Here is a 12114-nt window from a genome sequence, read left to right as displayed (position 1 = left end):
ACCGACGGTGGGTCGCGCACCCGGCCGCCCGGGCCCGGCAGACTGGAGACCAGTACCTGACCCCGCCGAGGAGCCGATGCCATGACCACCGAAGACGAGACCCGCGACGCCGTCCACCGCATCCTCGGCGACGTCCACCTCGAACTCACCGAGTTCCCCGGCGGCAACATCTCCCTCACCGTCTCCGACGACCACCACTCCGCCACCGTCGACGGCCACCCGGTCAGCGGCTACGGCTGGACGGTCGACCCGGGCGAGGACGACGGCTTCACCGGCCACGACCAGATCTCCCCGACCCTGGAGGACGCCCTGGAGGCGGTCCGGGCGGAGTTCGGCCTGGACGAGGACTGACGGGTCACTCGCGGAACGGACACCGGGCGCCCTCCGGGGTGCCGGCCGGAGGGCGCGCGTGCGGGCCGTGCCGGGGTCAGCCGGCCTTGGGCTGCTGCTGGGTGATGCAGTGGATGCCGCCGCCGTTGGCGAAGATCTCGCGGGCGTCGACGAGTTCGACGGTGCGGGTGGGGTAGGCCTTGGCGAGGATGGCCTGGGCCTCGGTGTCGCGGGGGTCGTCGAAGGCGCAGAGGATGACGGCGTCGTTGGCGACGTAGTGGTTGATGTAGGAGTAGTCGACGGGCTCGCCGTCCTCGTCCAGGAGGACGGTGGGGGCGGGGAGTTCGATGACCTCGAGGGTGCGGCCGGCCGCGTCGGTGGCGGCGCGCAGGAGGGCGACGATCTCCTGGCAGACCTCGTGGTCGGGGTGGGCGGGGTCGGGCTGGGTGTGGGCGACGACCACGCCCGGGCGGACGAAGGAGGCGACGATGTCGATGTGGCCCCGGGTGCCGAACTCGTCGTAGTCGCGGGTGAGTCCGCGCGGGACCCAGATCACCTTGGTGGTGCCGAGGAAGGCGTTGAGCTCGGCCTCGACCTCCTCGCGGGTCCAGTCGGAGTTGCGGCCCTCGCCGAGCTGCACGGTGTCGGTGACGAGCACGGTGCCCTCGCCGTCCACGTGGATGCCGCCGCCCTCGTTGATCAGGCGGGAGGCGAAGCGCCGCACGCCGGTCAGGCCGGCGATCTCCTCGGCGATGTGCTGGTCCTTGTCCCAGCGGGCCCAGCCCTGGGCGCCCCAGCCGTTGAAGATCCAGTCGGTGGCGGCGAGTTCACCGTCCGGGCCGAGCAGGAAGGAGGGGCCGATGTCCCGCATCCAGGCGTCGTCGAGCGGGCGCTCGACGATCTCCACCTCGGGGGAGACGTAGCCCCGGGCGGTCTCGGTCTCGCCGGTGTTGACGATCAGGGTGACCGGCTCGTACCGGACGATGGTGTCGGCCACCCTGGCCCAGGCGAGCCGGGAGCTGTGCAGGTGCTCGGGGGAGTCGAAGGTGGGGTTGTCGGTGGGGAAGGCCATCCAGGTGCGCTCGTGCGGGTGCCACTCGGCGGGCATCCGGTAGCCGAGCGCGGCGGGGGTCTCAGTCATGAGGTAATCCTTGATGCGGTGGGGGAGTTACAGGAAGTAGAGGCGGCTGAGCGAGACGCTGTCGGCGGGCTCGGAGCGCAGCGGTTCGCCGTCGAGGGAGACCAGGCCGGTGTCGGCCTCGACCTGGACGTGGCCGATCCGCGCGTTGCGGACCATGTCGCGCGGGCCGATGCCCCGGGTGCCGCGGACGCCCACCCGGCGCCTGCGGGTGGGGAGTTGGTCGGCCGCGCGGTCCAGGTAGGAGCCGTCGGCGGCGGCCTGGGCCACGAAGGCCACCGAGAGGTCGGCGGCGGTGGCGCCGTGGGCGCCGAACTGCGGGCCGAGCACGAGGGGTTCGCAGCGGTCGGTGGAGGCGTTCGGGTCGCCGACCACGCCGTAGGCCGGGAAGCCGGCCTTGAGCACGAGCTGCGGCTTGGCGCCGAAGTGGTCGGGACGCCAGAGTACGATGTCGGCCAGCTTGCCGACCTCGATCGAGCCGACCTCGTGGGCCAGGCCGTGGGCGATGGCCGGGTTGATGGTGAGCTTGGCGATGTAGCGGAGCACCCGCTCGTTGTCGTCGCCGCTCTCGGTGGTGCCGAACCCACCGTCCAGCGGGCCGAGTTCGGCCTTCATCTTGCCGGCCATGGCGAAGGTGCGGCGCACCGTCTCACCGGCCCGGCCCATGCCCTGGGCGTCGGAGGAGGTGATGCCGATGACGCCGAGGTCGTGCAGCACGTCCTCCGCGCCCATGGTGCCGGCCCGGATCCGGTCGCGGGCCATCGCGGCATCGCCCGGCAGGTCGACCTTGAGGTCGTGGGCCGAGACGATCATGCCGAAGTGCTCGCCGAGCGCGTCCCGGCCGAACGGCAGGGTGGGGTTGGTGGAGGAGCCGATCACGTTCTCGACGCCGGCCATCTTGAGCACGTTGGGCACGTGCCCGCCCCCGCAGCCCTCGACGTGGAAGGCGTGGATGGTGCGGCCCTCGAGCACGGCGAGGGTGTCCTCGACCGACAGGCACTCGTTCAACCCATCGGTGTGCAGAGCGACTTGGACGTCGTGCTCCTCGGCCACCCGGAGCGCGGTGTCCAGCGCGCGGGTGTGCGCGCCCATGTCCTCGTGCACCTTGAAGCCGGAGGCGCCGCCCTCCACCAGGGCCTCGACCAGCGGGGCGGCGTCCGAGGAGGAGCCGCGGCCGAGGAAGCCGATGTTGACCGGCCAGGCGTCGAAGGCGTTGAAGGCGTGCCGCAGCGCCCAGGGGGAGTTGACCCCGACGCCCCAGACCGGGCCGAACTCCTGGCCGATGATGGTGGTCACGCCGGAGGCCAGCGAGGCCTCCATGATCCGCGGCGAGAGCAGGTGCACGTGGGTGTCGATGGCGCCCGCGGTGGCGATCATCCCCTCGCCGGAGACGATCGTGGTGCCGGTGCCGACCACCACCTCGACCCCGTCCAGGGTGTCCGGGTTGCCGGCCCGGCCGATCGCGGCGATCCGGCCGTCGATCAGGCCGATCGAGGTCTTGCGGATGCCCTGGATCGCGTCGATCACCAGCACGTTGGAGATCACCACGTCGCAGGTGTCGCGGACGGCGGCGGCCTTGAGGTGCAGGCCGTCCCGGGCGGTCTTGCCGAAGCCGGCCAGGAACTCGTCGCCGGGCGCCTGCGAGTCGGACTCGACCCGGACGATCAGGCCGGAGTCGCCCAGCCGGATCCGGTCGCCCGCGCGGGGGCCGTGCACCGAGATGTAGTCGTGCGGGGTGATCGCGCTCATCGGCGGGCCTCCACGGCGGTGGTCGGGGTGCTCATGACTCGATCTCCGCATCGTCGAAGCTGGTGAGGTAGCCGGTGGCGCGGGCCTTGGCCAGCGCGGCCTCGCGGGCGCCGGGGGCGTCCAGCGGGCCGTCCACCAGGCCGGCGAAGCCGATCGCGACCCGCTCGCCGCCGATCGGCACCAGGCCGACCTCCACGGTGGCGCCGGGGTCGAAGCGGACCGAGGAGCCGGCCGGCACGGCCAGGTGGGTGCCGTAGGCGGCCGAGCGGTCGAAGGCCAGGCGCGGGTTGGCCTCGAAGAAGTGGAAGTGCGAGGTGACCGAGATCGGCACCGCCGAGGTGTTGTGCACCGGCAGCACCACCGTCTCCTCGACCGGGTCGTAGCCCGCGCCGCTGCCGATCAGCGCCCCGCCGGGGGCCTGCTCGCCGAGCGAACCGGCGCCCCGGAACGGGTCGTTGATCACGGCGAGCCGGGTGCCGTCCTCGAACACGGCCTCCACCTGCACGGTGGTGACGATGTCCGGCACCCCGGGCAGCACCTCGGCGGCGGTCAGCACCGAGCGCCCGGCCTCGATCGCCTCGGCCAGCCGGCGCCCGTCCCGGGCGGCCTCGCAGACGGTGTCGGCGATCAGGGCGGTGGCCTCGGGGACGTTGAGCCGCACGCCGCGCGCCCGGCGGGCGCGGGCCAGCTCGGCCGCTGTGAAGATCAGCAGCCGGTCCCGTTCGGTGGGGGTCAGTCGCACGGTGCCTCGCTCGCGGTTAGAACGGCGTTCAAATGCCTTTGGCCATTGAACCCGGGGCATGCCGGGTTGTCCAGCCGTCGGCCGCCTCGGGTTGTCCGGCCGCCGGCTGCCTTCAGCCTTGCCCGTCGAGGGGCGGGTCGCCGGTCCGGCGCGCCGGGCGGCGGGTGCGGCAATGGCGTGACTTGAATGTCAGGTAGCTGATATATGTATGGCTACTGCTTCAAGGCAGTGCACGATGGTGCGGCGCGGAACGACGCGCCGTACGACGACGAGGGGGAGCTCCACCATGCGCGCGATCCGTTACACCCGTACCGGCGGCCCCGAGGTGCTGGAGGTGGCCGACGGCCTGCCGCTGCCCGAGCCCGGGCCCGGCGAGGTGGCGATCGAGGTCAGCCACGCCGGGGTGCACTTCGCCGACGTGATGTTCCGCCGGGGCCAGTTCCCGCTGCCGCTGCCGGCCGTGCCCGGCCTGGAGGTGGCCGGCACCGTGGCGGCGCTCGGTGAAGGGGTGACCGGGCTGCGGGTCGGCGAGCCGGTGGTGGCGGTGCCGACCGGCTTCGGCGGCAACGCCGAGCGCGTCATCGCGGGCGCCGTCGCCACCGTCCCCCTGGCGGGTGAACTCGCCGGGCTCGACCCCCGGCTGGCCGCCGCCACCGCCTGCAACGCGGTCACCGCCGTCGGCACCCTGCGGTCCGCCGCCCGGGTGGGCGAGGGCGACCGCGTCCTGGTGCTCGGCGCGGCCGGCGCGCTCGGCGCCCTGCTCGGCCCGCTCGCCCGCCACTACGGCGCGGCCCTGGTGGTCGGCGCCGCCGGCACCCCCGAGCGGGCCGCGGCGGCCGGGGGCTACGACCAGGTCCTGAGCTACGACGAGATCGCCAACCGGGTCGGGGAGCTGACGCAGGGCCAGGGCTTCGACGTGGTGATCGACAGCGTCGGCGGCGAGCCGCGCGGGCAGGTGCGGGGCTGGCTGGCCGTGTTCGGGCGCCACGTGGTGATCGGGAACGCGGCCGACCGCGACCTCACGCTGGCGGCCAACGAGGTCTGGTACGAGAGCTTCGCGCTGACCGGCTACAACATGGGCGGCCTGCTGGGGCGCCGGCCCGAGCTGTTCCGGGCGCACCTGGAGGAGGGCCTGCGGCTGGTCGCCGACGGCACGCTCAAGACCTCCGTCGAGGAGGTGGACTGGGCCGGGGTGGCCGAGGCGCACCGGCGCCTGGAGGGGCGCACGGCCGAGACGAAGTACGTGCTGCGGGTGCGCTGACTCCTCCCCGCGTGCGTGCCGCGGACGCGGTGACCCGCGCCCCGGTGGGGGCGGGGATACTGGGGGGCGTCCCCGCCCCTGGGGGCACCGGGCCCCGTACGGAGGAGGCAGCAGCCCATGACCACCGACCCCGCCGAGCTGCTCGCCGGCCCGCAGGGCGTGCCGCACCGCCTGGGCCTGCAGATCAAGCAGGCCGAGCAGGCCATGATGGCCGCCAAGGCCGAGGCGCTGCGCGCGCTGGACCTGACGGTGCCGCAGTACGCGGTACTGCTCCAGCTGACCGAGCGGGCGGGCATGTCCGGCGCGCAGCTGGCGCGCGGCGCCGCCGTCACCCCGCAGACCATGGCCGGCCTGCTGGCCAATCTGGAGGCCAAGGGCCTGGTCGAGCGCGAGCCCTCCGAGCTGCACGGCAAGGTGCTGGTCACCCGGCTCAGCCCGGCCGGCCGGGTGCTGGTGGCCGCCGCGGACGCCCGGGCGGTGGAAGTGGAATCGGTGCTCTGGACAGCCTTCGAGGAGGGTGAGCGGGAGCTCTTCCGTGGCTTCCTCCAGAGAGCGACCGCCGCACTGCGCAAGTGAGCAAGGCGTCCGCAGAAGCCGGGTACGGTGACTCGCCGTCAGGGCGTTCCGACGGTGGGGAGAGGCTTGTGCGGACGGATCGGCGGGGCGTGCTGCGGGCCGGCACGGTGGCGGTGGCCGGGCTGGCGGCCGGGGTCGGCCTGCTGCCCGGGCCGCGGGCCTCGGCGGAGGGCCTGCGCGCGGCCCCGGAGACGGCGCCCGGCAGTACGGTCGGGCCGGTGGGCACCCCGGCGCTCGCGCTGGCCCGCCTCGAGGCGGGCAACGCGGCCTGGGTGGCCGGCCGGGTGGTGCACCCGGACTCCTCGGCGGCCCGGCGCCGGGACGTGGCCACCCATCAGGAGCCCTTCGCGGTGGTCTTCACCTGCATCGACTCGCGGGTGCCCCCGGAGCTGGTCTTCGACCAGGGCCTGGGCGACCTGATGGTGATCCGGACGGCCGCGCACACCGCCGACGGCCTGGTCACCGGCAGCCTCGAGTACGGCCCGGCCGAGCTGGGCGCCAAGCTCCTGGTGGTGATGGGCCATCAGCGCTGCGGCGCCGTGACGGCGGCCGTGCGGTCCTTCCGGACCGGCGAGCGCCTGCCCGGCCACCTCGCCGACATCGGGCAGGACCTGCGCGGCCCGTACGAGGAGGCGCGCCGCACCGCCCCGGCCGAGGCGCTGGTGGACGCGGTGATCCGGGCCCAGACCCGGCAGACGGTGGCCCGGCTGCGCCGGGACGCGCTGCTGCGCCCGCTGGTCGAGGCCGGGAAGCTCGAGGTGGTGGGCGGGTACTACTCGCTGGACACCGGTGAGGTGACCTTCGGCCGCTGAGGTCGGCTGGTGGGGCCCCGGGATCGGCTGGTGGGGTCCCGGGATCGGGTGGTGGGGCCCCGGGATCGGGTGGTGCGCGGAGTAAACCTGTTCGGGGCCGGGAGTTGGATCACGGACGCGCCCCCGTACCACCGCTTCACCCCAGGTGAGCGTCCACGCACTGTTGCGGAGCGCGCCCGGCGGGCATGAGGATGGTCGTCGGCAAGAAGGGGCGGCCCGATCGGTGGGGGTCGGTCGGTCGTCGCCCGGGAGAGGGCGGGGGGCGTGCGGTGAAGGATGGCCAGGCCAGGTTTCCGCGGCAGCGGACGGCTTCGGGCAGTGACAGGCTCGCGGCGCCCGCGCGGGCGGAGACCGCGCCGGTGCAGAGCGCCGGCTGCGCGCTGCACCGGCGGATCCACGCCCTGCTGGAGCCGGCCGACCTGCCGGCCGTGCGCGAGGTGCGGCACCGGCTCAGGGCGGCGCTGGTGCGCTGGGGCGTCCCGCAACTCGCCGACACCGCCGAGCTGTTGGCCTCGGAGCTGGTGACCAACGCGCTGCTGCACACCGGTCGGGGCGCGGTCTTCGACGCCGTGCTGACGGGTGAGGCGCGGCTGCGGGTGGAGGTGCAGGACGGCGCGGCCAGGCTGCCGGGGCGTCGGGCGGTGGGCGAGTTCGCCACCTCCGGGCGGGGCCTGCTGCTGGTGGAGGCGCTGGCCGACGACTGGGGCGTGCAGCTGCGCGGGGACGGCAAGGTCACCTGGTTCGAGCTCGGCCCGGCCTGAGCGCGACGCGGCCCGGGGGAGCGTTGCGGGTCTGTAGCGGCACGGCCGCGCCCGTTGCCTTCGGGGCCAGGGCTGTGCTGACCTGGGTGGGGTGGGTGCGCTCCAGTGCATCCGTCCAGGTGAGGCGATACTAGTAATCTTTCGATGGGATAGTGAGAATGTGTGCCCGGGACGGGCGGCGGGGAGAACGGATCCTCGACCAACCCCCGAGACCCCTCGCACCGTCCGACGCATCGCCCCACCACCACACGGCCACGCCCGCCCACGGGACGGGGTGGCACGGCAGCGGCAGGAGAAGCATGGCGACAGAGCCCGAGCCGCCCGCACGCCGCACCCCACCGGCCCAGACCAGCCGGAGCGCGGCCCGGGCCGAGACCCCGGCGCCCGTGGAGAGCCCCGCCCGCGCCGCCCGCGAAGGCGCCGTCGGCGGCTCCCGCAGACCCGCCGGGCTGGCCGCCGGGCGGATCACCCCAGTGGTCTCCCGGGGCCTGCCCACCCGCAGCGGCGACTCCACCCCCGACTGGCTCGAACCGGCGATGGCCGCCAACGGCATCGGCTCCTTCGACTGGGACATCCGCCGGGACGTGCTGGAGGGCGATCCGCGCGCCTGCGCCATCCTCGGTCTTGACGCCGGCCGCTTCGACCGCAGCTCCGGGGCCTTCCTGGCCATGCTGCACCCCGAGGACGCCCCCGTGGTGCGCCGCCGGGTCGAGCGCGCGGTCACCGAGCTCGGCCAGTGCGGCGCCTACTACCGCACCGTCTTCCCCGGCGGCGAGCTGCACGCCGTGCGCTTCCGCGGCCGGGTGCTGGCCGACGCCTTCGGGCGGGCCTCCCGGATGGTCGGCTTCGTCTGGGACGCCACCGTCGAGCTGCACAAGCGCGAGCGGGCCGGCGAGCTGGCGATGCTCCGCGAGGAACGCTCGCGGTTCATCAAGGAGGCCGCCCGGGCGCTCTCCGAGGCCGTCACCGTCCGCGACGTGGCGCGGGTCTTCACCGAGCTGCCGCTGCCCGGCCTGCCGCCGGACGGCCTGGTGCTCGCCTCGCTGGAGGCCGGCCGGCTGCACGTGCTGGGCGCGAGCGGCTACCGCTCGGAGGACATGCACCCCTTCCACCGCTCCCCGCTGCTGCCCATCCACCCCGGAGCGGAGGCCGTCCGCACCCGGCTCCCGGTCTTCATCGGCAGCCGCGAGGAGTACCGCGAGCGCTACCCCGAGGCCTGGGGCCTGCTCGCCGAGCGCTTCCCGCGCAGCGCCTGGGCCTTCCTGCCGCTGATCGCCAGCGGCCGGGTGATCGGCGTCTGCCTGGTCAGCTTCGACGACGACCGCGAGCTCGACACCGACGAGCGCACCCTGCTCACCACCCTCGGCGGCCTGGTCGCCCAGTCGCTCGCCCGGGCCCGCCTGCACGACGCCGAGCACGAGCTGGCCGCCGGCCTCCAGCGGGTCATGCTGCCCCGGACGGTGCCGTCCGTGCCCGGCGTCACCACCGCCGTCCGCTACCTCGCGGCCGGCTCCGGCCTGCAGATCGGCGGCGACTGGTACGACGTGGTGCCGCTGCCCGGCGGGCACGTCGGCCTGGTGATCGGCGACGTGCAGGGGCACGACGTGCACGCGGCCGGGATCATGGGCCAGCTGCGGATCGCGCTGCGCGCGTACGCGGCCGAGGGCCACCCGCCGGCCGCCGTGATGGCCCGGGCCTCCCGCTTCCTGGCCGATCTGGACACCGACCACTTCGCCACCTGCACTTACGCCGAGGTCAACGTGGACTACGGCGTGGTCTACGCGGTGCGGGCCGGCCACCTGGACCCGGTGCTGCGCCGTTCCGACGGCACCGGTGTGGTGATGCCGGTGGTCGGCGGGCTGCCGCTCGGGGTCGCCCCCGACGAGGAGTACCGGGTCACCCGGTTCAGCCTGGACCCGGGCGAGACGGTGGTGCTCTGTACCGACGGCCTGGTCGAGGCCCGCGACATGGACCTGGACACCGGCTTCGCCCGGCTCTGCGAGGCCGTCGGGCGGCCGCTGCCCGCCCGGGGCGAGTCCGCCCAGGACCCGCTGGAGCTGCTGGCCGACCGGATCGCCTCGCAGGCCGCCGACTCCACCGAGCGCGAGGACGACATAGCGCTGCTGCTGCTCCGCTGGGACGGCCCGGCGGGCGGGCTGGCCGCCCAGCAGCTCCGGCGGCGGATCGGGCAGGCCGATCTGGCCCGGATCTCCGAGCTGCGGGGCGAGCTGCGGGACGCGCTACGCCGCTGGGGCGTACCGGAGTTGGTCGACACGGCGGAGCTGCTGGCCTCGGAGCTGGTGACCAATGCCATCCGGCACACCGACCGGGACGCGATGTTCACCGCCCGGCTGTACCGGGAGCCGGCCGCCGGCACCCGCCTGCGGGTGGAGGTGGAGGACGAGTCGGACCTCTGGCCGACCCGGCGCACTCCGGGCGAACAGGCCTCCTCCGGGCGGGGGTTGATGCTGGTCGAGGCACTGGCGGACGGGTGGGGCGTGGAGCCTCGCGGGACGGGCAAGCGGATGTGGTTCGAACTGGGGCTCTGACTATTGGGGGCGCGGGGAACTGCGCGGGTATCCCTTGGGGCGCGAGGATCTGTGCGTACGGCGGGACTCGCGCCCCCTCGCTTGCCCGCGCAGTTCCCCGCGCCCCTGGTGGTCGCCCTGGGTGCATCGGCTAGGGGCTGTCCGGTCGATCATGTTCGGAGCCAGATGACGAGGGCTGCCGCGGTGACAGTGCCGAGGTAGACGTAGCCGCGTTTGTCGTATCGGGTGGCGACGGCTCTGGCGTGCTTGAGCTTGTTGATGGCCCGTTCGACGGTGTTCCGCTTCTTGTACCGCTCCTCGTCGAAGCCCGGTGGCCGTCCGCCGCGTGATCCCTTGCGCAGGCGGGCGGCCCGGCTGTCGGTCTTCTCCGGGATGGTGTGCGGGATGCCGCGCCTGCGCAGGTAGGTGCGGCACGGCCCGTTGCTGTAGGCCTTGTCGGCGGCCAGGCTGTCGGGCGTCTTGCGGGGCCTGCCCGGGCCGGTCCGCGGGACGCGGATCCTCTCCAGCACGGGCTCGAACTGCGTGCAGTCAGCCCGCTGCCCCGCGGTGACGACCAGGGACAGCGGGCGGCACCGGCCGTCCGCGCTCAGGTGGACCTTGGTGGTGAACCCGCCGCGCGAGCGGCCCAGGCCCTCACCTCCAGCACCACCTCCGCCAGACGGGCGACGAGGCTCTGCCACGGTGTCTCGTCCTGGTGTTCTCCTGGCCCATCCCCCTTTGGGGCGAGGGCTGGCGGCAGGTCGGTAGGGGCGCCGGCCGCGTGCTGGTGGGCCCGCACGACGGTGGAGTCGACCGAGATGTCCCAGTCGATGTCGCCGCTCGCGTCCGCCTCGGCCTGGACCCGCTGGAGCAGGCGCTCCCAGGTCCCGTCGGCCGACCACAGTCGGTGGCGTTCGTAGATGGTCTTCCAGGGACCGAAACGCTCGGGCAGGTCACGCCAGTGCACACCGGTCCGCACCCGGTGCAGAATCCCGTCGATCACCTGCCGGTGGTCCCGCCACCGCCCGCAACGCCTGTTGCTGACCGGCAGGAACGGCCGCAGCCGTTCCCACTCGGCATCTGTCAGATCACCCCGCCCCATGACCGAACCAACGACCAGAGCAAGCGAAAGTCACATGATCGGCCGGACAGCTCCTAGCCGAATTGCTGTTCCAGGTCCTTGAGTTTCTGTTCCAGGGAGTCGAGGCGGGGGATGGTCATGGTCTCCTCGTCCGGGGTCAGGTCGAGCGCGGGGCGGGCCGGGAGGCCGGGTTGGGTGGGGTCCTCGGTTATCGCGGGCTCCGTGGGGGTGGGCTCCAACTCGGGGCGGGGGGCCGCGCGTTGGCGCCAGACACCGCCGTTCGCCCGGCCGATCGCGCGGAGTTCGGCGCGCTCGCGGCGGCTGGCCAGGCGCTGGCGTTCGCGGTTGGCGGCGGCCTCGCGCTTGTCGTCGCGGACCTCCTCGACCGCCTCGTCCAGGGTGCGGACGTTCTCCAGCAGCATCAACGACCAGGCCGCGTAGGTCTCCCGGGGGGCCCGGAGCCAGCGGACGATCCGGATCTGCGGCAGTGGGCGCGGCACCAGGCCCTGCTCGCGCAGGGCGGCCCGGCGGGTCTGCTTGAGCGCGCGGTCGAAGAGGATCGCGGCCGAGAGCGACATCCCGGCGAAGAACTGCGGGGCGCCCGCGTGGCCGAACCCCCGTGGGGCGTGGACCCAGTTGAACCAGGCGGAGGCGCCGGCGAAGAGCCAGACCAGCAGGCGCGAGCCGAGCGCCGCGTCGCCGTGACTGGCCTCCCGGACGGCGAGCACCGAGCAGAACATCGCGGCGCCGTCGAGGCCGAAGGGCACCAGGTACTCCCAGCCGCCGGAGAGGTCGAGGTTCTGGATGCCGAAGCCGACCAGGCCGTGGAAGGAGAGGGCGGCCGCGACGGCCGCGCAGCAGAACAGCAGGGTGTACGAGGCTCCCCCGTACAGGGACTCCTTGCGGCGGCGACGGTCCTCGCTGCGCTCCCAGGAGTCCGCGGCGCCGGTGGGGGCGGCGGCCCGGGTGCGGGCGACGGCCACCAGCACGGCGGTCACCACCAGCACGGCCACACCGGTGATGGCCCAGCCCAGTGGTATGTCGGACAGTTTCATGGCCTTGACCAGCCTCGCTTTCCTGCGTAGTGAAAGGCGGAGCCCATCATGGCGCAGGCGTGGGTGCGGTATGGCCGGTTT

At 74.0% G+C, this 12114-nt stretch carries 11 protein-coding genes; 6 read left to right on the top strand and 5 right to left on the bottom strand.

Features of this window, described 5'->3' with window-relative positions:
• The first annotated feature begins 81 nt into the window (after nucleotides 1–81).
• Entirely contained in the window at nucleotides 82–351 is a 270-nt protein-coding gene (locus CFP65_RS08250; protein ID WP_104815480.1) for a hypothetical protein, read from the top strand.
• Nucleotides 352–427: 76 nt separating this feature from the next.
• On the opposite strand, the gene CFP65_RS08245 is transcribed toward CFP65_RS08250, so the two are convergent.
• From CFP65_RS08245 to ureA, 3 genes are read right to left on the bottom strand one after another with little or no spacing between them, the layout of a single operon-like run.
• Nucleotides 428–1471, bottom strand: a complete 1044-nt coding sequence (locus CFP65_RS08245; protein WP_104815479.1) for an agmatine/peptidylarginine deiminase — start codon at nucleotides 1469–1471, stop codon at nucleotides 428–430.
• Between the two features lie 27 nt (nucleotides 1472–1498).
• Nucleotides 1499–3217 (bottom strand): urease subunit alpha, encoded by a 1719-nt coding sequence (locus tag CFP65_RS08240; RefSeq protein ID WP_104815478.1) that lies wholly within the window; start codon nucleotides 3215–3217, stop codon nucleotides 1499–1501.
• 31 nt (nucleotides 3218–3248) lie between these two features.
• Complete coding sequence (ureA, locus tag CFP65_RS08235; RefSeq protein WP_104815477.1) at nucleotides 3249–3959, bottom strand: urease subunit gamma; 711 nt, start codon at nucleotides 3957–3959, stop codon at nucleotides 3249–3251.
• 286 nt (nucleotides 3960–4245) lie between these two features.
• On the opposite strand from ureA, the gene CFP65_RS08230 reads away from it, so the two are divergent.
• The 5 genes from CFP65_RS08230 (at nucleotide 4246) to CFP65_RS08210 (ending at nucleotide 9918) form a co-directional block, all read left to right on the top strand.
• Nucleotides 4246–5220, top strand: a complete 975-nt coding sequence (locus tag CFP65_RS08230; RefSeq protein ID WP_158702091.1) for an alcohol dehydrogenase catalytic domain-containing protein — start codon at nucleotides 4246–4248, stop codon at nucleotides 5218–5220.
• Between the two features lie 117 nt (nucleotides 5221–5337).
• Entirely contained in the window at nucleotides 5338–5796 is a 459-nt protein-coding gene (locus tag CFP65_RS08225; protein ID WP_104815475.1) for a MarR family winged helix-turn-helix transcriptional regulator, read from the top strand.
• Nucleotides 5797–5864: 68 nt separating this feature from the next.
• Nucleotides 5865–6608: a carbonic anhydrase gene (locus CFP65_RS08220; protein ID WP_104815474.1), complete on the top strand. Its 744-nt coding sequence runs from the start codon at nucleotides 5865–5867 to the stop codon at nucleotides 6606–6608.
• 359 nt (nucleotides 6609–6967) lie between these two features.
• Entirely contained in the window at nucleotides 6968–7369 is a 402-nt protein-coding gene (locus CFP65_RS08215) for an ATP-binding protein (RefSeq protein WP_254552286.1), read from the top strand.
• Between the two features lie 299 nt (nucleotides 7370–7668).
• Nucleotides 7669–9918 carry a SpoIIE family protein phosphatase gene (locus tag CFP65_RS08210; protein WP_104815472.1) on the top strand — a complete coding sequence of 750 codons (2250 nt, stop codon included), beginning with the start codon at nucleotides 7669–7671 and terminating at the stop codon, nucleotides 9916–9918.
• A 149-nt stretch (nucleotides 9919–10067) separates the two neighbouring features.
• On the opposite strand, the gene CFP65_RS08205 is transcribed toward CFP65_RS08210, so the two are convergent.
• Both CFP65_RS08205 and CFP65_RS08200 read right to left on the bottom strand, forming a co-directional pair.
• A protein-coding gene (locus CFP65_RS08205) for an IS5 family transposase (protein ID WP_371682383.1) occupies nucleotides 10068–10999 on the bottom strand; the annotation gives its coding sequence in 2 pieces (ribosomal slippage) (nucleotides 10068–10564 and nucleotides 10564–10999; 933 coding nt in all).
• 53 nt (nucleotides 11000–11052) lie between these two features.
• Entirely contained in the window at nucleotides 11053–12033 is a 981-nt protein-coding gene (locus CFP65_RS08200) for a DUF2637 domain-containing protein (protein ID WP_104815471.1), read from the bottom strand.
• Between the last annotated feature and the right edge of the window lie 81 nt (nucleotides 12034–12114).

The organism is Kitasatospora sp. MMS16-BH015, assembly GCF_002943525.1.
Taxonomy (GTDB): domain Bacteria; phylum Actinomycetota; class Actinomycetes; order Streptomycetales; family Streptomycetaceae; genus Kitasatospora.
The sequence above is the reverse complement of the archived record's forward strand: the minus strand, read 5'-3'. Positions and strand labels throughout refer to the sequence as shown.